The sequence below is a fragment of the Streptomyces sp. NBC_01622 genome (assembly GCF_045209635.1).
Taxonomy (GTDB): domain Bacteria; phylum Actinomycetota; class Actinomycetes; order Streptomycetales; family Streptomycetaceae; genus Streptomyces.
The window spans coordinates 9,430,559-9,457,417 of record NZ_CP109293.1 but is presented as its reverse complement, the minus strand read 5'-3'; the positions used below and the strand labels follow the sequence as shown (position 1 = coordinate 9,457,417).

At 72.2% G+C, this 26,859-nt stretch carries 6 protein-coding genes; 4 read left to right on the top strand and 2 right to left on the bottom strand.

Annotation, left to right across the window (positions count from 1 at the left end; all coding sequences use genetic code 11):
• Positions 1–29: 29 nt before the first annotated feature.
• Positions 30–1,106, top strand: coding sequence for an iron-siderophore ABC transporter substrate-binding protein (locus OH768_RS43830; RefSeq protein WP_406462199.1), 1,077 nt, complete (start codon positions 30–32; stop codon positions 1,104–1,106).
• Between the two features lie 60 nt (positions 1,107–1,166).
• On the opposite strand, the gene OH768_RS43825 is transcribed toward OH768_RS43830, so the two are convergent.
• The gene (locus tag OH768_RS43825) at positions 1,167–1,370 is read right to left on the bottom strand and encodes an MbtH family protein (protein ID WP_406462197.1); all 204 of its coding nucleotides are present in this window, start codon (positions 1,368–1,370) and stop codon (positions 1,167–1,169) included.
• A gap of 52 nt (positions 1,371–1,422) precedes the next feature.
• A complete protein-coding gene (locus OH768_RS43820) occupies positions 1,423–23,568 on the bottom strand; it encodes a non-ribosomal peptide synthase/polyketide synthase (RefSeq protein ID WP_406462196.1) in 22,146 nt (7,381 codons plus the stop codon).
• Between the two features lie 227 nt (positions 23,569–23,795).
• On the opposite strand from OH768_RS43820, the gene OH768_RS43815 reads away from it, so the two are divergent.
• Genes OH768_RS43815 through OH768_RS43805 form a run of 3 tightly spaced genes read left to right on the top strand, consistent with a single transcriptional unit; the run spans position 23,796 to position 26,783 of the window.
• A complete protein-coding gene (locus OH768_RS43815; protein ID WP_406462195.1) occupies positions 23,796–24,821 on the top strand; it encodes a FecCD family ABC transporter permease in 1,026 nt (341 codons plus the stop codon).
• Positions 24,818–25,891 carry a FecCD family ABC transporter permease gene (locus OH768_RS43810; protein WP_406462194.1) on the top strand — a complete coding sequence of 358 codons (1,074 nt, stop codon included), beginning with the start codon at positions 24,818–24,820 and terminating at the stop codon, positions 25,889–25,891. The genes OH768_RS43815 and OH768_RS43810 overlap by 4 nt, the downstream gene beginning before the upstream one ends.
• 4 nt (positions 25,892–25,895) lie before the next feature.
• Positions 25,896–26,783, top strand: a complete 888-nt coding sequence (locus OH768_RS43805) for an ABC transporter ATP-binding protein (protein WP_406462193.1) — start codon at positions 25,896–25,898, stop codon at positions 26,781–26,783.
• The last annotated feature ends 76 nt before the right edge of the window (positions 26,784–26,859 follow it).

Sequence of the window (26,859 nt, the reverse complement as noted above, 5' to 3'; positions counted from 1 at the left end):
CCCATCGCGACGAACAGAAGGATCATCCGATGCCCCGCGCCACCAGAGCCTCCCGGCTGTCCGGCCTGCTCGCCTCCGTACTCCTGCTGGCCGTCACGGCGGTGGGCTGCGGCTCCTCCGACTCCTCCTCCACCTCGTCCTCCACCAACACGTCGGGCTCGGAGGCGAAGGCCTCCGCCGACGCGTTCCCCGTGACGATCGCCCACAAGTTCGGCAGTACGACGATCAAGTCCGAGCCCAAGCGCATCGTCACCGTCGGTCTCACCGACCAGGACGCGGTCCTCGCGCTGGGCAAGGTGCCGGTCGGCACGACCGAGTGGCTCGGCGGCTACAAGGGCGCCATCGGCCCGTGGGCCCAGGACAAGTTGGGCAGCGCGGCTGCGCCGACGGTCCTCAAGGACACCGGCACCGGACCACAGGTGGAGAAGATCGCCGCCCTGAAGCCCGATCTGATCCTCGCCGTCTACTCGGGCCTCACCAAGGCCCAGTACCAGAGCCTGTCGCAGTTCGCGCCGGTCGTCGCCCAGCCGAAGGCGTACAACGACTATGGCGTGCCGTGGCAGCAGCAGACCGAGGAGATCGGCCAGGCGCTCGGCAAGTCCGCCGAGGCCAAGACCCTGGTGGCGGGCGTCGAGGCCAAGTTCGAGGCGGCCAAGAAGGCCAACCCCGCCTTCGCCGGCACTTCCGCCGTCATGGCGACCCCGTACGAGGGCGTCTTCGTGTACGGCAGCCAGGACCCGCGCTCGCGCCTCCTGTCCGACCTGGGCTTCTCGCTCCCGAAGGACCTCGACAAGGTCATCGGTGACACGTTCGGCGCGAACATCAGCAAGGAGCGCTACGACCTGCTCGACCAGAAGGTCGCCGTGTGGATCGTGCCGGACACCACCACGGCCGTCACCAAGCTGCACGACGACAAGATCTACGGCGACCTGAACGTGGTGAAGCAGGGCCGCGAGGTCTTCATCAAGGAGACCAGTGAGTACGGCAACGCGGTATCCCTCTCTACCGTGTTGAGCATCCCCTACGTCCTGGACCGGCTGGTGCCGCAGCTCGCGGCGGCGGTGGACGGCAAGACGTCGACGAAGGTGGAGCAGCCCGCATCCTGACCTGCGCATGCGAATGGGGGGGGCGGGTCCGAGTCCGGATCCGCCCCCCCATTCGTGTGCTCAGGCCCCGTCGACCAGGCTCTTCGGCCGCATGTCCGTCCAGTTGGCCTCGATGTGGTCCAGGCACTCCTGCCGGGCGGCGGGGCCGTGCTCGACCGTCCAGCCGGCCGGTACGTCCACGAAGTCGGGCCACAGGCTGTACTGGCCCTCGTCGTTGACGAGGACGGAGTAGACGCCTTCGGGGTTCTCGAACGGGTTGCTCATGTCGGGGGTTCCTTGCCTCTCTGATGCGTTCTGGTGGGTAAGTGCGGTTCGGTCAGTGCCTGTTGAGGGCGTCCGCCCGTCGTGCGACGGCCTCCAGCGCCCGGAACCAGGTGCGGGCCAGATCCTGCACCTGCTCCTCGGTGAGGAGTTCGGCGGCGTACGCCCAGTGGGCGCTCAGCTCCGGGCCCTCGGGACGGTTCTCGGTGATGGCGTTGAGGGTCAGGGCGTGGGACATCGGCTGGCCGGGGTCGGCGTCGAGGTCGGCCGCGTCGTCCTCGGGGGCGTAGGACCAGTCGGCCGCCGCCGGGCGGTCGAAGCGGCCCATGTAGTTGAACTCGACCTGCGGCTCGGCGAGTTGGGCGAGGAGCGGGCCGGTCCCGGCGTTGAGGTGGCGCAGCAGTCCGTGCCCGATGCCGGCCGCGGGCAGCGCGGTGAGGTGGGCGCGGACGCGGGCCAGGGCCGTGTCCAGCGCGGGCCCGCCCGCGAAGGCCTCCGCCAAGTCGGCCTCGCCCGGGTCGAGTCGTACGGGTACGACGCTGGTGAACCAGCCGACCGTACGGGACAGGTCGGCGTCGCCCGCGAGTTGTTCCTCGCGGCCGTGGCCCTCCAGGTCGACCAGGACGGGCCCGCCCGTGTGCCGCGCGCCGAGTGTCCGGGTCCGCCAGTCTCCGACCGCCAGCGCGAAGGCGGTGAGCAGGACGTCGTTGACGGTGGCGCCGAAGGCGGCCGGGGCGCGGCTCAGCAGCGGTTCGGTGAGCTCGGCGGGCAGGGTCAGGGAGAGATAGCGGGTGGTGGCGACGGTGTCCCGGGCCGGGTCGAGCGGGCGGGCCAGCGGAAGGCCGGCCCCCTCGGCGAGGGCGGAGGTCCACCACGGCAGTTCGTCCTCGGTGGCGGGATCGCCGGCGCGGGTCCCCAGGAGCCGGGACCAGCGGGCGAACGACAGCTCCACAGGGGCGAGTTCGGCCGTACGACCGCCTCGGACCGCTGCCCAGGCGGTGGCCAGGTCGGGCAGCAGCACGCGCCAGGAAACGCCGTCGATCACCAGGTGGTGGACGAGGATCAGCAGCCGCCCGGGCTGTCCGGGTCCGGCGTCGAACCAGACCGCCCGCACCATCGCCCCGGTGTCCGGGTCCAGCCCTCCGCGTGCGGTCTCGGCGCGGCGGGAGATGGCGGCGCGCAGTCCGGCCTCGTCCGCCCCGCGCACGTCTACGCGGGTGAGCCAGGTGCTCACGTCGGTGTCCCGTGCGGCGGGCACCCGCAGCAACCACTCGGGCTCGCGGACGAGTTGGGCGCGCAGCATGTCGTGCCGGTCGGCGAGTGCCCTGAGCACGGCCAGCAGGCCGGGTTCGGTCAGGTCGGCGGGGGTCTGGACCAGGGCCGCCTGGTGGTAAGCGGCGATGGGGCCGCCGCGCTCCAGCAGGCCGCGCATGATCGGGGTGAGCGGGACGGTGCCAGTGCCGTCGTCGTGGACGGCGTGCCGTTCGCCGGTGCCCAGGGGGACGGCAACTGCCGCCAGGGCGGCCACGGTTCGGTGCTGGAAGACCTGGCGTGGGGTGACGCGCAGGCCGCCTGCCCGGGCGCGGGCGACGAGTTGCATCGCGACGATGCTGTCACCGCCGAAGGTGAAGAAGTCGTCGTCCGTGCCGACCGCCTCGGCGGGCAGCCCGAGGGTGTCCGCGAACAGGTCGCGCAAGGTGCGCTCGGCGTCGTTCTCGGGGGCCCGGCCGCCGCCCGTCGCGGTGAAGTCCGGGGCGGGCAGGGCGGATCGGTCGAGCTTGCCGTTGGACATCAGCGGCAGCTGATCGAGGACGACCACGGCTGCCGGGACCATGTAGTCGGGCAGTACGGCGGCGGCGTGCGCGCGCAGAGCGGTCCCGTCCGTGTCCTCGGCTACCGCGTAGGCGATCAACTGCCGTATGCCGGGCCGGTGTTCGCGGGCCACGACAACCGTCTGGGCGACGGCCGGGTGGGTGTCCAACGCGGCCTCGATCTCGGCGAGTTCGATGCGGTAGCCGCGGATCTTGACCTGGTCGTCGGTGCGGCCGGCGAACTCCAGCAGGCCGTCCTCGGTCCAGCGGGCCAGGTCGCCGGTGCGGTACATGCGCTCGCCGGGCCGGATGGCGAACGGGTCGGCCACGAAGCGTTCGGCGGTGAGGTCGGGGCGGTCGAGGTAGCCGCGGGCCAGACCCGGACCGGACAGGTACAACTCGCCGGTGACGCCGGGCGGTACCGGCCGCAGGGCCGTGTCGAGGACGTAGGCGCGGGACTCGTGGACCGGGCGTCCGACGACCGGGGTGGCGCTGTCCCGGATCCGGCCGACGAGCGCGTCGACGGTGGCCTCGGTGGGGCCGTAGAGGTTGAACGCCTCGGTGTCCGGGAGCGCGGCGAGCCGCGTCCACAGCGACTCGGGTACGGCCTCGCCGCCGAAGCCGACCACGGCGAGCGGGCAGTCGCCCTCGGCGCCGATCAGTCCGCTGTCCGCCATCTGCGCGAGCAGCGACGGGGTGACCTCGATGAAGTCGATGCCCCGGCCGCGGATGAACTCGGCGAGGAGTTCGGGGTCACGGCGGGTGTCGTCGTCGGCGATGTGCAGGGCGTGTCCGTCGAGCAGCCACAACTGCGGCTGCCAGGAGGCGTCGAAGGAGAACGACCAGGCGTGGCCGACCCGCAGGCGGCGCAGTCCGGTGCGCTGCCTGGCGACCTCGTGCAGGTCGTGGCGGTGGCTGTGGAAGAGGTTGGCGATGCCTCGCTGGGTGACGACGACGCCCTTGGGGCGGCCGGTGGAGCCTGAGGTGTAGATGACGTAGGCGGGGTGGTCGGGGCCGGGGGCGACGGGTTCCGCCTGCGGCAGGCCTTCGGTGAGGGCGTCAAGCCGCAGTACCGGTACGCCGGTTGGGGGCAGCGCGGCGGCCGTCTCGCCCGTGGTCAGGATCAGCACGGGGCGGGCGTCGTCGAGCATGCCGGTAAGGCGGGACTCGGGAAGGGCTGGATCGAGGGGCAGATAGGCGGCGCCCGCCTTCATCACGGCGAGGATCGCGGCGATGTGGTCGACGGTGCGGGGCAGCGCGAGGGCGACGATGCGCTCGGGTCCGGCGCCGTGTCCGGCGAGGGTGCGCGCCAACTGATCGGCGCGGGCGTCGAGTTCGGCGAACGTGTAGGTTGTACGGCCGTCGGTGACGGCGATCGCGCCCGGGCCTGCGGCGGCCTGCGCGGCGAACAACTCGGGGACCGTGCCGAGGCGTTCGGCGTCCGGGAGCGCGGTGTCGTTCCAGCTCTCCAGGACGGTGCGCAGGTCGGCGGGGGCGAGCAGGTCGAGGCGTCCGACGGGGCGGTCGGGATCGGCCGCCATCCCGGTGAGGAGGGTGGTCAGGGAGTCAGAGATCCGTCGTACGACGGCCGGTTGGAACAGGTCGGGGCGGAACTCGACGGTCAGCCGCAGCCGTTCGGCGGGTTCGACGGCCCAGGCGAACGGGTAGTGGGTGGAGTCCTCGTGGTCGCGGACGCTGACGCGCGGCCCGTCGCCGTCCTCGTCGGTGTCGGCCACCGGGTACGACTCGAACACCACGAGGGTGTCGAAGAGTTCACCGAGTCCGGCGGCCCGCTGGATGTCGGCGAGGCCGAGGTGCTGGTGGGCGATGAGGGCGGACTGCTCGTCCTGGAGTCGCGTCAGCAGGGCGGCCGTGCTCTCTTCCGGGCGGACGTTCACCCGTACCGGCACGGTGTTGATGAAAAGGCCGATCATGGACTCGGCACCGGCCAGCTCGGGCGAGCGCCCGGCGACGGTGGCGCCGAACACCACGTCGTCGCGCCCGGTGAGCCGGCCGAGGAGCACGCCCCAGGCGGCCTGGACAAGGGTGTTGACGGTGACGCCCCGGCGCCGCGCGAACGCCTCCAGCTCCGCAGTGCGGTCCGGGTCCAACTCCACGGTGTGGGTGTTCGGTACGACGGCGGCCCGGTCGGGGTCGACGGGTGCGAGCCGGGTGGGTTCGGCCAGCCCGCCGAGGGCCTCGGCCCACGCGGCGGCGGAGGCGGCCTGGTCCTGGGCGGCGAGGAGCCGCAGGTGTTCGCGGTAGGGGGCGGGGGCGGCCGGGGTCCGGCCCTCGTAGCGGGCCCACAGTTCGGCGGTGAGTAGCGGCAACGACCAGCCGTCCAGCAGGAGGTGCTGGTGCGAGAGCACGAGCCGGTGCCGGTCCGGACCGAGGCGGGCCAGCAACAGCCGTAGCAGCGGCGGGTGTTCGGGGTCGAAGCGGCGCCGCTCCTGGACGAGCAGCCGCTCCCACTCCTCGGGCTCGTCGGTCAGGTCGAGCTGTCGCCACGGCAGTACGGCCGTCCGCGGTACGACGGCCACGGGCCGCCCGGAGGACAGGTGCCGGAAGCCGCTGCGGAGGTTCTCGTGCCCGTCGAGCACGGACTGTGCGGCGGTGTGCAACCGGTCGGCGTCCAGGGGGCCTTCGAGGTCGTAGGAGACCTGGACGGTGTACACGTCCGGGCCGTCGTCGCCCGAGTCGAGGGCGGCGTGGAAGAGCAGGCCGGCCTGGAGCGGGGAGACGGGCAGGACCTCGGTGCCGGCGGGCAGGGCAGCGAGTTCGGCGCGCTCGTCGTCGGTGAGGTCGAGCAGCACGGCGTCGTCGTCGCGCCCGGCGGTGACCGTGTTCGCGGTCACGGTGGCCAGCCCCGCCGCCGACTTGTGGCGGAAGACGTCACGCGGGCTGCAGGTGAGCCCTGCCGCGCGGGCGCGGGCGACCAGCTGCATGGCGATGATGCTGTCTCCGCCGAGAGTGAAGAAGTCGTCCTCCACACCGACGCGTTCGAGACCTAGGACGTCCGCGACGAGAGCGCAGAGGGTCTCCTCCAGCGCCGTGCGCGGCCGGGTGTCGGTGACCTCGGCGGCGAAGTCGGGCGCGGGCAGGGCGCGTCGGTCCAGTTTGCCGTTGGGGGTGAGCGGGAGGGCGTCGAGGGTGACGACGGCGGCCGGGACCATCTGGTCGGGCAGCGAACGGGCGGTGTGGGCGCGGAGTTCGGCGGATTCCGCCGGGGTGCCGACCGGTACGACGTACGCCACGAGCCGTTCTTCCCGTACGACGACGGCGGTGTGCGCGACGCTCGGGTGGGCGGCCAACACGGTCTCGATCTCGCCGAGTTCGATCCGGAACCCGCGCAGCTTGACCTGGCCGTCGGCGCGGCCGAGGTACTCCAACTCCCCGTCCCGGGTCCAGCGGGCCAGGTCTCCGGTGCGGTACATACGGGCGCCGGGTTCGGTGGCGTAGGGGTCGGCGACGAAGCGTTCGGCGGTCAGGGCGGAGCGGCCCAGGTAGCCGCGCGCCAACTGGACGCCCGACAGGTACAGTTCGCCGGCCACGACCGGCGGCACCGGGCTCAGGGCGGCGTCGAGGACGTAGGTGCGGGTGTTCCACACCGGGCGCCCGATCGGCACGGTGGCCGGGTCGGCGGGGACCTCGTGGGCGGTGACGTCGACGGACGCCTCGGTGGGGCCGTAGAGGTTGTGCAGACGTGCGCTCGGCAGGACCTGGTGGAAGCGGGTGGCCAGCGGGGCTGGCAACGCCTCGCCGCTGCACATGACTTGGCACAGGTCGACGCAGCCGGCAGCGGTGGGTTCGTCGAGGAAGGCGCGCAGCATCGACGGTACGAAGTGGGCCGTGGTGATGTGCTGACGCTTGATCAGCTCGGCGAGGTAGACGGGGTCCTGGTGGCCTTCCGGGCGGGCCACGACGAGGGTGGCGCCGGTGATCAGCGGCCAGAAGAACTCCCACACCGACACGTCGAATCCGGCCGGGGTCTTCTGCAGGACACGGTCCTCGGCGTCGAGGCGGTAGGTGTCCTGCATCCACAACAGGCGGTTGGTGATGCCCTGATGGGGGACGGTGACGCCCTTGGGGCGGCCGGTGGAGCCGGAGGTGTAGATGACGTAGGCGGGGTGGCGTGGGTCGTGGGCGGTGGGCAGGGGTGCGTGTGCCGGGTGGTCGGGGGTGCCGTCCGTGTCGACCGTGAGGGTGGGTACGTCGGTGTCCGGGAGGGTGACGCCCTCCGTGGTGACGAGGCAGACCGGGCGGGCGTCGGCGAGCGTGTAGGCGAGACGGTCGGCCGGGTAGCCGGTGTCGAGGGGCAGATAGGCGGCGCCCGCACGGTGGACCGCGAGCAGGGACACCACAAGGGCGAGGGAGCGCGGCAGGGCGACGGCGACGACGGCCTCCGCCCGCGCGCCGTGTGCGGCGAGGGTGTGCGCCAACTTCTCCACGCGCAGGTCGAGTTCGGCGTAGGTGAGGGCGGTGTCCTCGAGGACGACCGCCGTGGCCTCGGGGGTGCGGGCGACCTGGCACCGGAACAGCTCGGGCAGGGTGAGGTCGGGGACGGCTCGGGTGGTGGCGTTCCAGTCCGTGAGGACGAGGGCGCGTTCGTCGTCGCGGAGGACGTCGAGCGTCGCGAGGCGTCGGTCCGGGTCGGTCGCGACCTGCGCCAGCAGTGACTCCAGGCGCTCGGCGAGGAGTTGGGCGGTCGACTCGTCGAAGAGGTCGGTGCTGTACTCGATCCAGCACCGCATACCGTTCTCGCCCTGCTCGACGAAGTCGAAGCTGAGGTCGAACTTGGCGCCCTGCTGGCCGAGTTCCTCGCGGCGGGCGGTGAGACCGGGCAGGGCGGGGGTGGCTCCCTCGTCGTCCAGGTGGACGACCATCACCTGGAACAGCGGGTGCCGGGCCAGCGAGCGGGCCGGGTTGACCGCCTCGACCAGGCGCTCGAAGGGCAGGTCCTGGTGCTCGTAGGCGGCGAGGTCGGTGTCCCGGACGCGGGCGAGCAGGTCGGCGAAGGTGGGATCGCCGGACAGATCGGCGCGCAGGACAAGCGTGTTGACGAAGAACCCGATCAGGTCTTCGAGGTTTTCGTCGGCCCGTCCGGAGATCGGTGCGCCGAGCGGGATGTCGTCCCCGGCGCCGAGCCGGTGCAGCAGCGCGGCGACGGCGGCCTGCGTGACCATGAACATACTGACGCCGTGACGACGGGCCAACGCGCGCAGTCGTCGCGTCCGTTGGGCGTCGAGGGTCAGCCCGACCGCGCCACCCCGGTGGCTGCTCTCCATCGGGCGGGGGCGGTCGGTCGGCAGTGCGAGTTCGTCCGGCAGACCCGCCAAGGTGTCCTGCCAGTAGGTGAGTTGGCGGGACTGGCGGCTGTCCGGGGCGTCGGCGTTGCCGAGTGCCTCGCGGTGCCAGAGGGCGTAGTCGGCGTACTGCACGGGCAGCGGCGCCCAGGCGGGCGTCCGCCCCGCGCGGCGGGCTTCATACGCGGTGGCCAGGTCCCGCCACAGCGGCCCGTCGGACCACTGGTCGCCGGCGATGTGGTGCAGCACCAGCAGCAGGACGTGCTGGTCCTCGGCGAGCTCGAACACGTGGGCGCGCAGCGGGAGTTCGCGGTCGATGTCGAAGCCGGACGCGGCGGCCCCGGCGAGCAGGTCGGGCAGTTCGGTCTCAGTTGCCCGGCTGAGGTGAAGGGGTACCGAGGCCTGGTCCAGCACGACCTGGTGGGGACGGCCGTCCCGCTCGGGGAAGACCGTGCGGAGGCTTTCGTGCCGTAGGGCCACGTCGTCCAGGGCTGCGGACAGCGCGTCCCGGTCGAGCGAGCCGGTCAGGCGCCAGGCGGCCGGGATGTTGTAGGCGGCTCCCGGGCCCTCGATGCGGTGCAGCAGCCAGAGGCGCTGCTGGGCGTAGGAGAGCGGGAGTTCGTCGGGACGGTCGGCTGGGGCGAGGGCGGGCAGTCCGCCGGCCCGGTCGTCGAGACGGGCCGCGAGTTGTGCGGGAGTCGAGGCCTCGAAGACGGTACGGACGGTGAGGTCGGCGCCAAGTGCCGTACGGACACGGCCGACCAGGCGCATGGCGAGCAGGGAGTGGCCGCCGAGGGTGAAGAAGTCGTCGTCGGCGCCGACGCGTTCGAGGCCGAGGAGGTCGCCGAAGAGTCCGGCGAGGATCTCCTCGCGCGGGCTGCGGGGCGACGTACCCGCGTCCGTGCCGGTGGCCGACGTGAAGTCGGGGGCGGGCAGGGCGGCGCGGTCGAGCTTGCCGTTGGGGGTCAGCGGCAGCGCGTCCAGCGTGACGAAGGCTGCGGGGACCATGTGGGCGGGGAGGGCGGCGGCGGTGTGGGCGCGGAGGGCCGTCGCGTCCAGTGGCCGTGCGGCCGTGCGAGCGCGCGACGCGTTCTCGTCCGCCGGCGCGTCGGCCGTACCTGCGCGAATCGCCGTCGCGTCCACCGGCTCGGCGGCCGTGTGGGCGCGGTTTGCCGTCCCGTCCTGCGGTCCTGCCGCCGGGCGAGCGCCCGACGCGGTTTCGTCCAGGGGGCCGGTGGCCGCACCGACGCGGATTGCCTCCGCCCTCACCGGTCCGCCGTCGCCGGCCGGGACCACGTACGCCACCAGGCGCTGTTCCCGGACCACCACGACGGCGTGTGCGACGGACGGATGCGTGGTCAACACGCCCTGGATCTCGCCGGGTTCGACGCGGAAACCGCGCACCTTCACCTGGTCGTCGGTGCGGCCGAGATACTCGACGGTTCCGTCGGCGTTCCAGCGGGCCAGGTCCCCGGTGCGGTACATCCGGGTGCCGGACGCGCCGTACGGGTCGGCGACGAAACGCTCGGCGGTCAGGCCGGGCCGGTCGAGATAGCCGCGCGCGAGCTGGACGCCCGCGAGGTACAGCTCGCCCGGGACACCTGGCGGTACCGGGCGCAGTCCGGCGTCGAGGACGTAGGTGCGGGTGTTCCACACCGGGCGGCCGATCGGCACGCTCTGCGCGTCCGGTCCGATCTCCACGGCCGTCACGTCGACCGAGGCCTCGGTGGGGCCGTAGAGGTTGTGGAGTTCGGTGGTGGTCAGGATGTCGTGGAAGCGGTGGGTGAGGGCGACGGGCAGGTCCTCGCCGCTGCACATCACGCGGCGCAGGCCGGTGCAGTCGGCCGCGGCCGGTTCCTCCAGGAAGAGTTGGAGCATGGGGGGCACGAAGTGGACCGTGGTGACGCCCTGTTCGCGGATCAGCCGGGCGAGGTAGGACGGGTCGCGGTGGCCCTCGGGGCGGGCGACGACCAGGGTGGCGCCGGTGATCAGGGGCCAGAAGAACTCCCACACCGACACGTCGAAACTGGACGGCGTCTTCTGCAACACCCGGTCGGTGGCGGTGAGTTCGTACGCGTCCTGCATCCACAGCAGCCGGTTGACGACGCCCTCGTGCGGGACGACGACACCCTTGGGGCGGCCGGTCGAACCGGAAGTGTAGATGATGTACGCCGGGCTCGACGGGTCGTAGGACGTGGGGAGTTCGCCCTCGGGACCGGTCGGCAGGGTGTCGCGGACGACGTAGACCGGGCGGGCGTCCTCGACCATGAGGGCGAGGCGTTCCTCGGGATAGTCGGGGTCGAGCGGGAGGTAGGCGGCGCCCGCCCGGTGGACGGCGAGCAGGGCGACAACGAGTTCGAGTGAGCGCGGTAGGGCCACGGCGACGGTCTGCTCGGGGCCCGCACCGAGCGCGGCCAACACGCGTGCCGTGCGCTCCACTTGGGCGTCCAGCTCGCCATACGTCAGCCGCCGTCCCTCGAAGACGAGGGCCGTGGCGTCGGGGGTGCGGGCCGCCTGGGCGCGGAAGAGTTCCGGCAGGGTGGTGGCGGGAACGGGGTGCTCGGTGGCGTTCCACTCCCCCAGGACCAGGGCGCGTTCGGTGCCCTCCATGAGGTCGAAGTCCTTTACCGCGCGGTCGGGTTCGGCCGCCGCATGGTCCAGCAGACGGGCCATGCGGCCGGCGATGCGTTCGGCGGTCGACTCGTCGAAGAGGTCGGTCGCGTACTCCAGGAGCAGGACGACACGGTCGCGGCCGGTCTCGTCGACGAACGTGAAGTGGAGGTCGAACTTGGCCATGCCGGTGTCCATGTCGAACCATTCGGTCGACAGGCCGAGCACGTCCGGGTCGCCGTCGGGGCGGTGGTGGTAGCCGAGCATGACCTGGAAGAGCGGGTTGCGCCCGGCCACGCGGGGCGGGTTGAGGGCCTCCACCACCCGGTCGAAGGGCAGGTCCTGGTACTCGAAGGCCGCCAGGGACGACTCCCTTACCCTGCCCAGGAGTTCACGGAAGGTCAGCTCGTCGCCGGACACATCGGTGCGCAGGACCAGGGTGTTGACGAAGAAGCCCACCAGGTCGGCGAGGACCTCGTCGGTGCGGCCGGCGATGGGGGCGCCGAGCGGGATGTCCTCGCCCGCGCCGAGCCGGTTCAGGAGTGCGGCGGTGGCCGCCTGGAACAGCATGAACATGCTGGTCCCGGTGGCGGTGGTGAGGTCGCGCAGGGCGTGGCCGGTGGCGGTGGACAGCTCCAGGCGGACCTTGCCGCCGTGACCGGTCGGCTCGCTGGGGCGCGGCCGGTCGGCGGGCAGGGCGAGTTCGTCGGGCAGACCGCGCAAGGCGTCGGCCCAGTGGGCGAGTTGGGCCTCTCCGGTGCGGGCGAGGAGGTCGTCCTGCCAGAGGGTGTAGTCGGCGTACTGCACCGGCAGCGGCGCCCAGTCGGGTGTCCGTCCCTCGCGGCGGGCCGCGTAGGCGGTGTCGAGGTCGGCGAGGAAGGGGCGGTCGGACCACTCGTCGGTGGTGATGTGGTGCAGGACGACGGCCACCACGTGCTCGTCCGGGCCGAGCCTGAACACCTCGCACCGCAACGGGAGTTCGGTGGTGAGATCGAATGGGCGGCGCTGTGCCGCCTCGATCAGCGCGGGCAGTTCGCCCTCCGCGCAGTCGACGACCGTGCAGGCCGGGTCGGCCTCTTCCGCCGGGACGATCCGCTGGTACGGCTCGCCCTCGTGCGTCGGGAACACCGTCCGCAGCGCCTCGTGCCGGCCGGCGACGTCCCGCAGGGCGGCGGCCAGGGCCTCGGTGCCGAGGGTGCCGCGCAGCCGGAAGACCAGCGGGAAGTTGTAGGCGACACCGCTGCCGGTGATCTGCTCGACGAGCAACAGCCGTCGCTGGGCGGCCGACAGCGGGATCCGGGCGGGCCGGTCGGTGACGGGGGTGACCGCCGGACGGGCCGGGCTCGCCGCGTCCGCACGGCCCGCGAGCAGGGCGGGAGTTGGGGCTTCGAAGAGGTCACGGATGGCGAGTTCGGCGCCGAGTTCGGTGCGGGCACGGCTGACCAGCCGGGTGGCGAGGAGTGAATGGCCGCCCAGGTCGAAGAAGTTGTCCTCCGCGCCGACCTCGGGCAGTCCCAGCACCTCGGCGAACAGTCGGCACAGCACCTCTTCTTGCGGGGTGCGCGGGCCGCGTCCGCCGCCGAGGGCGACGGCGGGTTCGGTGTCGGGCAGGGCGCGGACGTCGAGCTTGCCGTTGGCGTTCATGGGCAGGCCGTCGACGGTGACGAAGGCCGAAGGGACCATGTAGTCGGGCAGTTCGCGGCCCAGGTCCTCGCGCAGCCGTCGTACGAGCGCGCTTGCCTCGCGGGCGGCGGTGGGGTCGTTGGCGTAGGGACGGGTGCCGCCGCCGGGCTTGAACAGGCCGCCGGTCAGGCGGAGTTCGGACGACTTCAGGAATACGGCGTCGTACGTCCCCTGCTGCTCCGACCAGGTCGTCAGCACCCGGTATCCGGCCGCCGTGCCCAGCTCGTGCAGGTGCTCGGGGTCGACGCCCGTCTCGGTCGTACGGCCGTCGGGTATGCCGGTGAAGCGGAGTGCCTCGGGCCGTTCGCCGCGCGGGCGTTCGGCGGTGGCGCCGGTCGCGGACCAGCCGCCGCGCAGGAGTTCACCGATCGCCTCGGCGGACGTCCGGTCGCCGCGCAGGAGTTCGCCGATGGTGTTGCCGGTGGCCCAGTCGACGGAGGGGGTGTTGTCCAGGCGTACGTCCGGTTCGTCGGCGTAGAGGACGACGTCGTAGCGGTGCCGGGACAGCTCGTTGTGGTGCTCGGCGCGCTTGGTGCGGAGGTCGACGCCATAGCCGAGGGTGGTGAAGTAGTCGGGGTCTACGAGGAGTTCCTTCTCCAGGCGCAGTCCGCGTTCCACCGCCCGCTCCAGGTCCGCTTCGGCGGTGCTCCGGGCGCGCTGGATCTCGGTGTGGAAGGTGTCGGCGAGCCGCAGGTTGCGGACGTCGCCGACGAACAGGGCGCCGCCGGGCGCGAGCAGGTCCATCAGGCCGTGCAGGACGGTGGTGAGGTGGTCGATGCTCGGGAAGTACTGGATGACGGAGTTGATGACGATCGTGTCGAAGTAGGCGAACGGCAGCCCGCTCAGGTCCTCGGCCGGGCGGCAGCGCAGTTCGACCTTGGCGGCGAGTGCGGGGTCGCGCCGCACCTCCTCGCCTGTCTTGCGGATGACGGGGGCGGCGAAGTCGGTGGCCCAGTAGGCCTCAGCCTGCGGGGCGAGCCGAGACAGCAACAGACCTGATCCGACGCCGATTTCGAGGATGCGGCGGGGCTTGAGGGCACCGATGCGGGCGAGGGTGGCCTCGCGCCACTCGTGCATTTCCTCGAAGGGGATGGGCCTGCCGTCGTAGGAGCTGTCCCAGCCGTCGTACTGCTCGGTGAAGACGGCGGTGCCGATCTCCTCGTACTCGTCGGAGTAGATCTCCTGCCACTCCCCCACCTGCGCGGCCTCGGCGGCGGTGCGCTCGGACGGGTCGGCGCCGGAGGGGACGACGTAGCCGACGAGGCGTTCGTCGCGGACGACCACGGCGGCCTGGGCGACGAGCGGGTGGCGGCTGAGGGCGGTCTCGATCTCGCCGGGTTCGATGCGGTAGCCGCGGATCTTGACCTGGTCGTCGGTGCGGCCGAGGAAGTCGAGGTTGCCGTCGGGGTTGCGGCGGACCAGGTCGCCGGTGCGGTACATGCGTTCGCCTGGCTCGCCGAACGGGTCGGCGACGAAGCGCTCGGCGGTCAGCGCGGGGCGGTCCAAGTAGCCGCGGGCCAGGCCGATTCCGGCGATGTACAGCTCACCGGGGACACCGTCGGGCACCGGGCGCAGCCAGGCGTCGAGGATGTGGGCGCGGGTGCCGCGGATGGGCCTGCCGACGGTGGGGGTGTCGCTGTCCAGGGTGCCGCCGCCGAGGGTGTTGATGGTGTATTCGGTCGGCCCGTACAGGTTGTAGCCGTATGTGCCCTCGGTGTCACGCAGGGCCGTCCACACGGTCTCCGGGACGGCTTCGCCGCCGAGCAGCACCAGCGGCGGGACGTGGCCCTCCAACAGGCCCTGTTCTATGAGGAGTCGGGCGTAGGTGGGGGTGACGTTGACGACGTCTACGCGGTGGCGTTCGCTGTAGGCGACCAGCGCCTCGGCGTCACGCCGCAACTCCTCGTCGCAGACGTGCACTTCGTGGCCCTCGACCAGCCAGAGCAGCTCCTCCCAGGACATGTCGAAGGCGAAGGACACGGTGTGCGCGATGCGCAGCCGCCGCCCGCCGGCCGAGGCGATGGCAGGTTCGAAGATCTCCCTCTGGTGGTTCAACTGCATGTTCGTCAGGCCCCGGTAGGGGGTGACGACGCCCTTGGGGCGGCCGGTGGAGCCGGAGGTGTAGATGACGTAGGCGGGGTGTTCGAGGCTGAAGCATCGGCGGACGGGAGCGTCCGACTGCCGGGCCAACTCCCTCTCGATCTGGGGGTCGTCGAGCAGGACGCGGGCCATCTCGCCGTCCAGCGTGGCGGATACGGCCGTGGTGCTGAGCAGGAGGAGCGGGCGGGCGTCGGCCAGCATCAGCGACAGGCGGTCGGCCGGGTGGTCCAACTCCAGGGGGAGGTAGGCCGCTCCGGTGCGCAGGACCGCGAAGAGCGCGACCACCATGTCGAGGGAGCGCGGCAGGGCGAGGGCCACGACCTGCTCGGGGCCCGCGCCCCGGTCGATCAGCAGCCGGGCCATCCGGTTGACGGCCGCGTCGAGTTCGGCGTACGTCATGCTGCGCTCGCCGAAGACCAGGGCCCGCTCGTCCGGGGTGCGTTCGGCCTGCGCGGCCAGCAGGTCGGCGATGGTGTCCTCGGGGGCGGGGACACGGCTGGCCGCCGACTCCCGCTGCAGCGCGTCGAGTTCGGCGGGGAGGAGGGCGTCGAGGGAGCCGACCGGTGCCGTGAGGTCGGCGGTGAGCTGGTCGACGAGCAGCGCGAAGCGGTCGATGAGGGCCTGTGCGTGATCGGTCGGGACCAGGTCGGGGCGGTGGGTGAGGGTGACCGCGATCTCGCGTCCGGGGGTGATGACGAGGTTGGCCGGGTAGTGGGTGGCGTCGACGTTGGCGACGGCCGTGGCGCCGTGCCGGGTCTTGAGGTCGGCCAGCCGCTCCTCGGTGTCGTTGTTGCGCAGCACGAACAGCGTGTCGAAGAGCTTGCGGTGCCCGGTCTCGGCCTGGAGGACGCCGAGGCTGAGGTGCTCGTACGGCATCAGGTCGAGGCGTTCGCCCTGGACGCGGCGGAGCAGGTCGAGGACCGGTTCTGCGGGGTCGAGTGCGATGCGGGTCGGGACGGTGTTGAGGAACAGGCCGATGATGTCGCCGACGTCCGGGACCTCGCTGGGGCGACCGGCGACGGTGGTGCCGAAGACGACGTCGGCGCGGCCGGTCGCGGAGGCGAGGGTGAGTCCCCAGGCCGCGTTGAGCACCGTGTTGAGGGTCAGACCATGGGCGGGGGCCAACTCGCGCAACCGGTCGCCGAGTTCGGCGGAGAGGCGGGTGTCGAGCTGGTCGGGGATGACCGGTTCGAGGCCGTCGGCGGCGGTGGGCGCGAGCAGTGTCGGCTCGTCGAGGCCGGCCAGCGCGGTACGCCAGGCGGCCGTGGCGACCGAGTCGTCCTGTTCCTCCAGCCAGGTCAGGTAGTCGCGGTAACTGCCGGGCGCGGGCAGGGCGTTGGCGTCGCCGCCCGTCTCGTAGAGAGCGAACAGCTCGTCGAGGAACAGCCAGGCCGACCAGCCGTCCCAGAGGATCAGATGACGGCCGATGACGAGCCGGTCGCCGCGCTCCGCACCGAGGCGCAGCAGGAGAATCCGGAACAGCGGGGGCGCGGACAGGTCGAAGCGGCGGTTGCGCTCGGCATCCGTCAACTCCTTTAGGAGTAGGTCCTGTTCGGCTGCCGGGAGGAGTGAGAGGTCCACCTCTTCGAGGGGAATCTCCGGGTCCTCGACGATGAACTGGACCGGCTGGTCGAGGCCGTCGCTGGTGAAGCCCGCGCGCAGACCGGGGTTGCGGTCGAGGAGCGTGCGGACGGCGGCGCGCAGTCGGGTGGTGTCGAGGCGGGTGGCGAAGTCGAAGGTCTCGTGGACGGTGTAGACGTCCAACGCGCCTTCGTCGTAGGCCGAGTGGAAGAACAGGCCCTCCTGGAGGGGAGCCAGCGGCCAGACGTCGGCGACCTCCGCCGGGGCGGCGACGGCGCGGACACGGACCTGTTCGGCCTCGGTCAGGGTGAATGTTTCAACACAGTTGGTGGCTATGGCCGTTGTGGTGCCGGCCGCCAGCGCGAGGGCGGCGGGCGTGCGGTGCGTGAACACGTCGCGCGGGCTCAGGTCCAGGCCCGCCGCGCGGGAGCGGCTCGCGACGCCGATGGAGCTGATGCTGTCGCCGCCGAGGCGGAAGAAGTCGTCGTCGGGGCCGGCGTCCTCGATGCCGAGGACGGCCGCGAAGATCTCGGTGAGCTGCTGCTCCAACGGCCCTGCGGGTGCCCGGCGTTCGGCGCGCTCGGCCTCGGGAGCGGGCAGCGCGGCCTGGTCGAGCTTGCCGCTGGGGGTGAGTGGGAGGTCGGCGAGGACGACGTACGCCTCTGGGACCAGGGGCGCGGGCAGTGCCTCCGCGAGGGCGGCACGCAGGTCGGCGGGGTCTACGTCCGCCCCGGCCGCCGGGACCGCGTAGGCGATGAGCCGCTGGTCGCGGATGACGGCCGCGCCTCGGGCCACAGCCGGGATGCGGGTCAACTCGGCCTCGATCTCGCCGAGTTCGACTCGGTTTCCGCGCAGCTTGACCTGGCGGTCGGTGCGGCCGAGGTAGTCGATCGTGCCCTCGGGGCGGCGGCGCACCAGGTCGCCGGTGCGGTACATGCGGGCGCCGGGCTCGGTGGCGTAGGGGTCGGCGACGAAGCGGTCGGCGGTGAGCGCGGGGCGCCGGTGGTAGCCGCGGGCCAGCTGGACGCCGGTGAGATACAGCTCGCCGGGGACGCCGTCGGGCACCGGGCGCAGGCAGGAGTCGAGGACGCGCAGACCCGTGTTCCACACGGGTCGGCCGATGGGCACGGTGGTGTCGGGCGAGCCGTCGTAGGGGTGGTACGTCACGTCGACGGCGGCCTCTGTCGGGCCGTAGAGGTTGTGCAGCGGGACGCCGGTCAGCTCGTGCCAGCGGTGGGCGGCGGAACCGGACAGGGCCTCGCCGCTGCTGAACACGCGGCGCAGGCCGGCCGCCCAGGCGGGGTCGGCGGTGACCTCGTCGGAGGCGAGGAACGCCTCCAGCATCGACGGCACGAAGTGCATCGTGGTGATGCCCTCGGCCTGGATCAGGCGGGCCAGACAGGCGGGGTCGCGGTGCCCGTCCGGTGCGGCGAGGACGACGGCGGCACCCTCGCGCAGCGCCCAGAAGAACTCCCAGACGCTCACGTCGAAGCTGGACGGTGTCTTCTGCAACACCCGGTCGTCTGCGGCGAGTTGGTACGCGCCCTGCATCCAGGCCAGTCGGTTGCCGATGGCGCGGTGGGTAACGACGACGCCCTTGGGGCGGCCGGTGGAGCCGGAGGTGTAGATGAGGTAGGCGGGGTCGTCGGGGTGGGCGGGGTCCTCGGCTCCGCCGAACAGGGCCTCTTCGCCCTCCGCGTCCACCCGCAGCACGTCCAGGCCCTCGACCGACGGGAGCCGGTCCGCGTCCCGTTCCGTAGCGACGACCGTGGTCGCGCCCGAGTCGGCCAGCATGTACGCGAGGCGTTCGGCCGGGTAGTCCAGGTCGAGGGGCAGATAGGCGGCCCCCGACTTCAGGACGCCCAGCAGCGCCACCATCAGCTCCGCCGAGCGGGGTACGGCGACGGCGACGAACCGCTCCCGGCTCGCGCCCTTGGCCCGCAGCCGTGCGGCCAACTCCTCTGCCCGCGCGTCGAGTTCGGCGTAGGTGAGAGTGGGCGCGCCGTCGTACACGACAGCCGTCGCGTCCGGAGTTCTCGCGACCTGCGCGGCGAACTCGGCGGCGAGTGTGGTGGCCGGGACCGGCCGGGTCTCCCCCGCCGGGTGGGCTGCGGTCAGCTCGTCCGGGGTGAGCAGGTCGAGGTCGGCGACGCGGGTGCCGGGGTCGTCGGCCAGGGCGTGCAGGACGAGGGTGAGCCGGTCGGCGAGGGACTGTACGGCGTCGGCGTCGAGGCGCCCGGCGTGGTGCTTGAGGCGCAGGTCGAGGCGCCGGCCTGGCTTGACGATGAGGGCGAGTGGGTAGTGGACGGCGTCGTGGAAGGCGTGCCCGGCGACGGCGATCGTGCCGGTGGGGTCGGTGCTGCCGGGGGCGCCCTCGCCGCCGGGGTAGTTCTCGAACACCACGAGGGTGTCGAAGAGTTCGCCCTCGCCCGCGTGGCCGGTGGCGCGCTGGATGTCCGCGAGACCGAGGTGCTGGTGGTCGAGGAGCGCGCTCTGTTCGTCCTGGAGTCGGTCGAGCAGTGCGCCCAGGGTGTCGCCGGGGGCCCAACGCAGGCGGGTGGGCAGGGTGTTGATGAACAGGCCGATCATCGACTCGATGCCGTCGACGGCGGCGTCACGTCCGGCGACGGTGGTGCCGAACAGGACGTCCTGGCGGCCCGTCATCCGGCCGACGAGCAGGCCCCAGGCGCCCTGGACGAGCGTGCCGAGGGTGACTCCGCGTTCGCGGGCACGGGCGGTGAGCCGTGAGGTGATCCGCTCGGTCAACTCGACGCGGATCTGGGCGGGTTCGAGGGGTCCGGCGGGCGCGGGGGTGTCGACCATCCGGGTGGGCTCGTCGACGCCGGCGAGCGCGGCGCGCCAGGCGGCGCGCGCCGCGTCGCGGTCGGCTCCGGCGATCCGGCGGAGGTAGCCGCGGTAGGGGGCGACTTCGGGGAGGGGGGTGGGGTTCTCGCCGTAGAGGGCCAGGAGTTCGCGGTGCAGGACGGGGAGGGACCAGCCGTCCGCGACGATGTGATGGAAGGTCAGGACGAGTCGGCTGAGGTCCGCGCCGAAGCGGATGAGGGCGCAGCGGATCAGCGGCGGGTGGGCGAGGTCGAAGCGGTGGGCGCGTTCGTCAGCGGCGACGGCCTCGGCGAGGGTTCGGCGGACCATGGGGTCTTCCTGGGCGGCCAAGTCGACTTCGTGCCAGGGCAGTTCGAGGCCGGACGCGATGAGCTGGACGGGACGGCCGTCGGGTGTCTGGCGGAAGCAGGCGCGCAGCGGGGCGTGCCGGTCGACGAGTCGCTGTGCGGCCGTGCGCAGAAGGGTGCCGTCGACCGGGCCGGACAGCTCGATGACCTGCTGCACGACATAGGCGTCGAGTTCGGCACCGTCCACCAGCGCGTGGAAGAAGAAGCCCTCCTGGAGCGGGCCGAGAGGCAGTACCTCTTCGACGGTGACCGGGAACTCGCCCTGCACTGCGGCGAGTTCGTCCTCACTCAGGGTCTGCCACGGGGTGGCGGTCGGGTCGTCGGCCGTGCCGGTGCGGGCGACCGTGGCGAGTTCGGCGACCGTGCGGTGCCGGAACACGTCTCGCGGAGTGAGTTCCAGGCCTGCGCGGCGGGCGAGGATGAGGAGTTGGACAGCGACGATACTGTCGCCGCCGAGCGCGAAGAAGTCGTCGTCGACGCCGACCGAGGGGACCTTGAGGGCGCGCGCGTACAGGTCGCAGAGGAGTTGCTCGCGAGGTGTCTCGGGTGCCCGGCCCGTGCTGAGCGCCCGGGTGAGGTCCGGGACCGGGAGTGCGGCGGCGTCGAGCTTGCCGCTGGGGGTGACGGGCAGCCGGTCCAGCGGGACGAAGGCGGCCGGGACCATGTAGTCGGGCAGGTGCTCGGTGGCGTGCGTCCGCAGGGTCGACATCAGGGCGTTGACGTTGCGGAAGGGCGCGGGGCGGTTGGTGAGCGGGTGGCCGCCTCCGGGGCGGTACGACGCCTGTGCCTCCGCTTCGAGGGCGAACACGGCGTCCAGGCTGCCGTCCTCGGCGTCCCCGTTCCAGGTGAGCGTCACGTCATAGCCGTGCCGGGCGGCGATCTCGTACAGGGCCTCGGGGTCCACGCCGTACGGTCCGGCGGCCGGCCTGCTGCTGTCGGCGAGGGCGTCGAGCGCGGCGAGGTCGTCGGCGAGGCGGGAGTTGGGGATGCCGGTGACGCGCGACCGGGGCGGGCGGCCGGCGAGCAGCTCGTCGAGCGCCTGGAGCGAACCGAGCGCGGGCCACGGCGAGTCGGGGATCTCTTCGGGGGCGGCCGACTGGGGTCGCAGCACAACGTCGTAGCGGTAGCGGGTGAGTTCGTTGTGGTGGGTTCCGCGCTTGACGCGGATGTCGGCGCTGAGACCGTCGAGGGTGGTGAAGTAGTCGGGGTCGACGAGGAGTTCGCCCTCCCAGGCGACAGCCCGGTCCACGGCGGCGCGCAGGGCTTCCTTGTCCGCGCCTGTCTCGTCTCCCTCGTCCCGTACCCGGCCGCTCTCGACGGCCGCGCTCAGGGTGCGGAGAAGGCGCAGGTTGCGTACGTCGCCGACGAACACCGCGCCGCCGGGGGCGAGGAGAGCGGTCGTGTCGCGGAGTACGCCGGTGAGGTAGTCGCCGCCGGGGAAGTACTGGATGACGGAGTTGACGACGATCGTGTCGAAGTGGCCCTCGGGCAGTCCGGTGAGGTCGTGCGCGGGGCGGGCCAACAGGTGGACGCGGTCGGCGAGTTCGGGGACGGCGGACACCTGGGCGTCCAGGGCGCGTACGGCCTCCTCGGAGAGGTCGGTGCCCCAGTACTCGGCGCAGTCGGGGGCGAGCCGGGACAGCAGCAGGCCGGAGCCGACGCCGATCTCCAGGATGCGGCGGGGCCGTAGCGCGCGGATGCGGTCGAGGGTGGCCTCGCGCCACTCGCGCATGTCGGCGAGGGGGATGGGGAGGCCGTCGTACATGCTGTTCCAGCCGGCGAAGTTCTCCTCGAAACCGTCCGATCCGGCGGCGGCGTAGAGGAGTTCGTGCAGGTCCTTCCAGTCGGCCACCCCCTCGTCGGGGGTCGCCTCGGCGTCCAGCGAGGGCACGATGTAGGCGGCGAGGCGGCGTTCGCCGGGGCGGTCCTCGCGGACGATCACGGCGGCCTGGTCGACGGCCGGGTGGGAGCGCAGGACGGACTCGATCTCGCCGGGTTCGATGCGGAAGCCGCGGATCTTGACCTGAGTGTCGACGCGGCCGTGGAACTCCAGTCGGCCGTCGGTCTTCCAGCGCACCAAGTCGCCTGTGCGGTACAGGCGTTCGCCGGGTGCGGCGGCCAGGTCGGCTGGGGCGGCGACGAAGCGTTCGGCGGTCAGGGCGGGGCGGCCGAGGTAGCCACGGGCCAGGCCGTCGCCCGCGAGGTAGAGCTCTCCCGTGACCCCGGCGGGGACGGGGCGCAACCGGTCGTCGAGGACGTAGGCGCGGGTGCCGGGGTCGGGGATGCCGATGGGCACGATGGTGCCGGCCGGGGTGTCCGGGTCGCAGAGGCCGAGGGTGGAGTTGGTGGTGGCCTCGGTCGGGCCGTAGGCGTTGAACATCATCCGACCGCGTGCGTAGCGGCCGACCAGCTCGGGCGAGACGCGTTCGGTGCCGGCCAGGAGGGTTGCCTCGGGCGGGAGTTGGACGTCCTCGGGCATGGCCGCGAGGAGCGCCGGCGGGAGGATCATGAAGGTGATGCCGTGCTCGTTGGCGTAGTCCGCGAAGGGTGCGCCGGGGACGCGGCGGTCGGCGGGGACGACGACGAGGCGGCCGCCGGAGAGCAGGCCGAGGCACAGGTCCCAGAACGCGACGTCGAAGCTGGGTGAGGCGAACTGGAGGACCCGGCTGTGCGGGCCGATTCCGAAACGTTCCTGCTGGGTGGCGACCAGTTTGGCGACACCCGCGTGGGACAGGACCGTGCCCTTGGGGCGGCCGGTGGAGCCAGAAGTGTAGATGACGTAGGCCGCGTGCGCGGTCGTCAACTCGTCGGCGGTGGACGGGCCTTGGGCGGGGTGGGCCGCCAGTTCGGCGACCGTCCCGGGGGCGTCGAGGATCAGCGGATCGAGGCCCGGCGGGAGGTCGGGGGCGATCTCGGCGGTGGTGACGAGGCAGACCGGGCGGGCGTCGGCGAGCATGTAGGCGATGCGGTCGGCCGGGTAGTCGGTGTCGACGGGCAGATAGGCGGCGCCCGCCTTCAGGACGGCGACCTCGGCCACGATCATGTCGGCGGAGCGCGGTACGGCGAGCGCGACGACCTGCTCGGGACCGGCACCCCGGGCCACCAGCGCGTGCGCCAACTTGGCCGCGCGGGCGTCGAGTTCGGCGTAGGTGAGGCGGACGTCCTCGTGGATGAGGGCGACCTCGTGCGGGTGGGCGGCGACCTGGTCGGCGAACATACGCGGCCAGGTGAGCGCGGGTACGTCGTGCGCGGTGTCGTTCCAGCCGTGCAGGATGCGGTGCCGCTCGTCCGTGCCGAGGAGTTCGAGGTCGGCGACCTGGGCGTCCGGGCGGGCGAGGGCGTCGGCGAGGAGGGTGCCGTAGTGGCCGAGGATCAGGTCGACGGTGGCGGGTGCGAAGGCGTCGGTGCGGTAGTCCGCGGTCACTTCTCCGTCGGTCACCGTGAGGGCCAGGTCCAGCGGGCCGCTCTCGTGCCAGGGGTCGACGCCGAAGCCCGTGGCGCACAACAGGCCGCCGCCACGCAAGGGTTCGGGGGCGAGGAGTCGTAGCAGATCCGTTGTCGGCAGGAGGTGGGCGGCGGCCTCCGCGTGTACGGCAGTAATCTGGTCGCGGAGTTCGGCGAACGGGGTGTCGCCGTCGATCGTGACGCGCAGCGGGAGGCCCTCGTGGGCCACCGCCGTCTCGGTGGCCGTCGTGCCGCTGTAGCGGTGCAACAGGACGGCGAAGGCGGTGAGTTGGGTGGCCGTGTCGGCCGTGATGTCGAGTGTGACCGTGCGGCGCGCGCGGGGCACCGGGCCGTCCTGGCGCGGCGGACGGGGGAAGTCCAGCGGCAGTGCCGTCTCCGGTACTGGAGAGGCGAAGCGCCGTCGCCAGAAGTCGTTCGTCGCCGTTGCCCGTGCCGAAGAAAGCGTGTTGCCCGCCACAGCTGCCCGTGCCTCCCAATGCGTGCGGAACGGCTCAGCGGAGCCGCGACCGCTCGCATAGTAAGGTAAGCATTGCCTTACTTGATAGACCCTCCCCGGAACCGCAGGCCCATGTCACAGCCGCTGAGGTTATGCTCACCTAAGCTGCGGGCCGGGCTGTCCGGTGGTCCGCCAACAGGGCTCCAGAGCACGGAAGATGACCCGGAAGACGACATGGAGACCGGCACGTGGCTTCAGGCAGAAGGCTTCGCACCACGGTGCTGGTGACCCTCCTCGTCGCCCTCCTCGTTCTGCTGTCTCTGCTGTCCGTCGCGCTGGGCGCGCTCAGTGTTCCGCTCGACCAGGTTGTGCGCTCGGTGCTGGGCCATCCGCCCAGCCGGCTGATCGACAACGTCATCTGGTCGGTACGCGTCCCACGCACCCTGCTCGGCCTGACGACGGGTGCCGCGCTCGGCCTGTCCGGCGCGCTGATGCAGGCCCTGACCCGCAATCCGCTCGCGGACCCGGGGATCCTCGGGGTGAGCGCGGGCGCGTCCTTCGCGATCGTCCTGGCGGTCGGCGTGCTCGGGGCCACCTCGCTGTACGGCTATGTGTGGTTCGCGTTCGGCGGGGCGCTGGTCGCGAGTGTCGTGGTCTTCTTCCTGGGACGGCTGGGCCGGTCCGGGGCAACGCCCGTGAAACTGGCGCTCGCCGGGGTCGCCGTCACCTCGCTGCTGCAGTCGTTCACCAGCGCCATCGTGCTGACCGACCAGGACGCGCTGGACCGCTACCGCTTCTGGTCGGCCGGCACCCTGGCCGACCAGGACTCCGGCGATCTGGTGCGCATCCTGCCCTTCCTCGCCGTCGGCGCCGTACTGGCGCTGTCCTGCGCGCCCGCCCTCAACAGCATGGCGCTGGGCGACGACGTGGCCGCCTCCCTGGGGCGGCGGCTGGGCCTGGTACGGCTCCAGGGGGTCACCGCGGTCGTGCTGCTGACCGGCGCGTCCGTCGCCGTCATCGGTCCCGTGGTCTTCCTCGGTCTGGTCGTCCCGCACATCGCCCGGGTCCTCGCCCAGTGGGTCGGCATCGGCCCCGACTACCGGTGGCTGCTGCCGCTGTCCGCCGCGCTCGCGCCCGTGCTGCTGCTGTCGGCCGACATCCTGGGCCGGATGGTGGACCGCCCGACCGAGATCCAGGCCGGTGTTCTCGTCGCCTTCCTCGGCGGCCCGTTCTTCATCGTCCTGGTCCGCCGCCGGAAGCTCGCGGAGGTATGAGCGTGTCCGCACCACCGTCACCAGCCGCCCTGGGCAACCGGCCGTTCCGGCTCACCGTCCCCCCGGTGTCCGGCGTGCTGCGTCCGCGCCTGCTGCTGACAGGAGTCGGCGTCGCGGTCGGCGCGTTCCTGCTGTTCTGCTGGGGTCTGACGATCGGCGACTATCCGGTGGCGTTCACCGACGTCATCAGGGCGCTGTGGGGTTCGGGCGATGCGGGCACGGTCATCGTCGTACAGGATCTGCGGCTGCCGCGCGCGCTGGTCGGGCTGCTGGTCGGGGTCGCGTTCGGGGTCTCCGGGGCCGTGTTCCAGACGATGACCCGCAATCCGCTGGCCAGCCCCGACATGATCGGGCTCACCGAGGGCGCCGGAACCGCCGTGGTGGCGGCGGTCGTTCTGGGCTGGACCGGCGGACTCGGGCTGTCGACGCTGGGGTTGCTCGGGGCGCTGGTGACCGCGCTGCTCGTGTACGCGCTGGCGTGGAAGGGCGGGGCCACCGGGTACCGCATCATCCTCGTCGGCATCGGGGTGTCCTGGATCTGCTCCAGTGCCACCAACTTCCTTGTGGCGCGCGGAAATCGCTTCGAGGCTGAGACTGCCCTCGGCTGGCTGGTCGGCAACCTCAACGGACGGACCTGGGGCCAGGTCGACTCCCTGGCCATCGCCCTGGCCGTGCTGCTGCCGGTGACGCTGGGCATGGGCCGCTGGATGCGCACGCTGATGCTCGGCGACGACGTGGCCGCCGGACTCGGCACACCCGTCCAAATCGTGCGGCTGGCACTGCTGTTGGCCGGGGTGGGCCTGGTCGCGTTCGGTACGGCGGCGGCCGGTCCGGTGGCGTTCGTCGCGCTGGCCTGTCCGCAGATCGCCCAGCGGCTGGCCGGCACCTCCTCGCCGCCCCCGCTCGTCTCCGGTCTCACGGGCGCGTTCGTCGTCCTCGGCTCGGACCTCCTCGCCCGCGAGGCGATCCCCGGGACGGAACTGCCGGTCGGTATCGTCACCGGCGCCCTGGGCGCGCCGGTCCTGCTGTGGCTGCTCATCCGCGTCAACCGCGCGGGCTCTGGAGGCTGATCGCATGTCGACCACCGACCCGCGCGCCCCGCGGACGTCCGAATCACCCGCCTCCGGGCCCGAGTTGCGGGCACGTGGTCTTCATCTCGCCTACGACGGACGGCCCGTGGTCGAGAATCTGGACCTCACCGTGCCGACCGGCCGGATCACGGCCATCGTCGGGGCCAACGCCTGTGGGAAATCGACCCTGTTGCGGGCGCTCGCCCGGCTGCTGGCCCCGCGCCAGGGTGTGGTGGAGCTGGACGGTGTCGCGCTGCGTTCCGTGCCGACCCGTGAACTCGCCCGGAAACTGGGCATCCTGCCGCAGACGCCGGTGGCGCCGGAGGGGCTGACCGTCCTGGACCTGGTGGGCCGGGGCCGTTCCCCGCACCAGACCTGGTGGCGGCAGTGGTCCACGGCCGACGAGGAGGCCGTGCACGCGGCCCTTGAGGCGACGAACCTCACCGAGCTCGCCGAGCGTCCGGTCGACGAGCTCTCCGGCGGCCAGCGGCAACGCGCCTGGATAGCCATGGTAGTTGCCCAGGGCACCCCCGTCCTGCTCCTCGACGAGCCGACGACCTATCTCGACCTCGCCCACCAGATCGACGTGCTCGACCTGATCACTGACCTCAACCGGCGCGAGGGCCGCACGGTCGTGATGGTCCTGCACGACCTCAACCAGGCCTGCCGGTACGCCGATCACGTCATCGCCATGAAGGCCGGCCGTATCGTCGCCGAGGGCGCGCCCGCCGACGTCGTCACCGAGGCCACCGTCGAGGACGTCTTCGACCTGCGCTGCCGGATCACCCCCGACCCGGTCAGCGGCACCCCGCTGGTGATCCCACTGGGACGGCACCACCACGACGGCGCCCCTCTGACCGACAAGTCCGAGGACACCGTCACGACCCGATGAGGGCTCCGCCGGGGTAGGGGTTCAAAAAAGTGTGTCACTTCTCGCGAGAAGTGACACACTTTTTTGAACCTGGTCC

Excerpts from the sequence above, each read along its gene's own strand:
- OH768_RS43830 (WP_406462199.1), top strand. The coding sequence starts at position 30 with ATGCCCCGCGCCACCAGAGCCTCCCGGCTGTCCGGCCTGCTCGCCTCC.
- OH768_RS43825 (WP_406462197.1), bottom strand. The coding sequence starts at position 1,370 with ATGAGCAACCCGTTCGAGAACCCCGAAGGCGTCTACTCCGTCCTCGTC.
- OH768_RS43810 (WP_406462194.1), top strand. The coding sequence starts at position 24,818 with ATGAGCGTGTCCGCACCACCGTCACCAGCCGCCCTGGGCAACCGGCCG.
- OH768_RS43805 (WP_406462193.1), top strand. The coding sequence starts at position 25,896 with ATGTCGACCACCGACCCGCGCGCCCCGCGGACGTCCGAATCACCCGCC.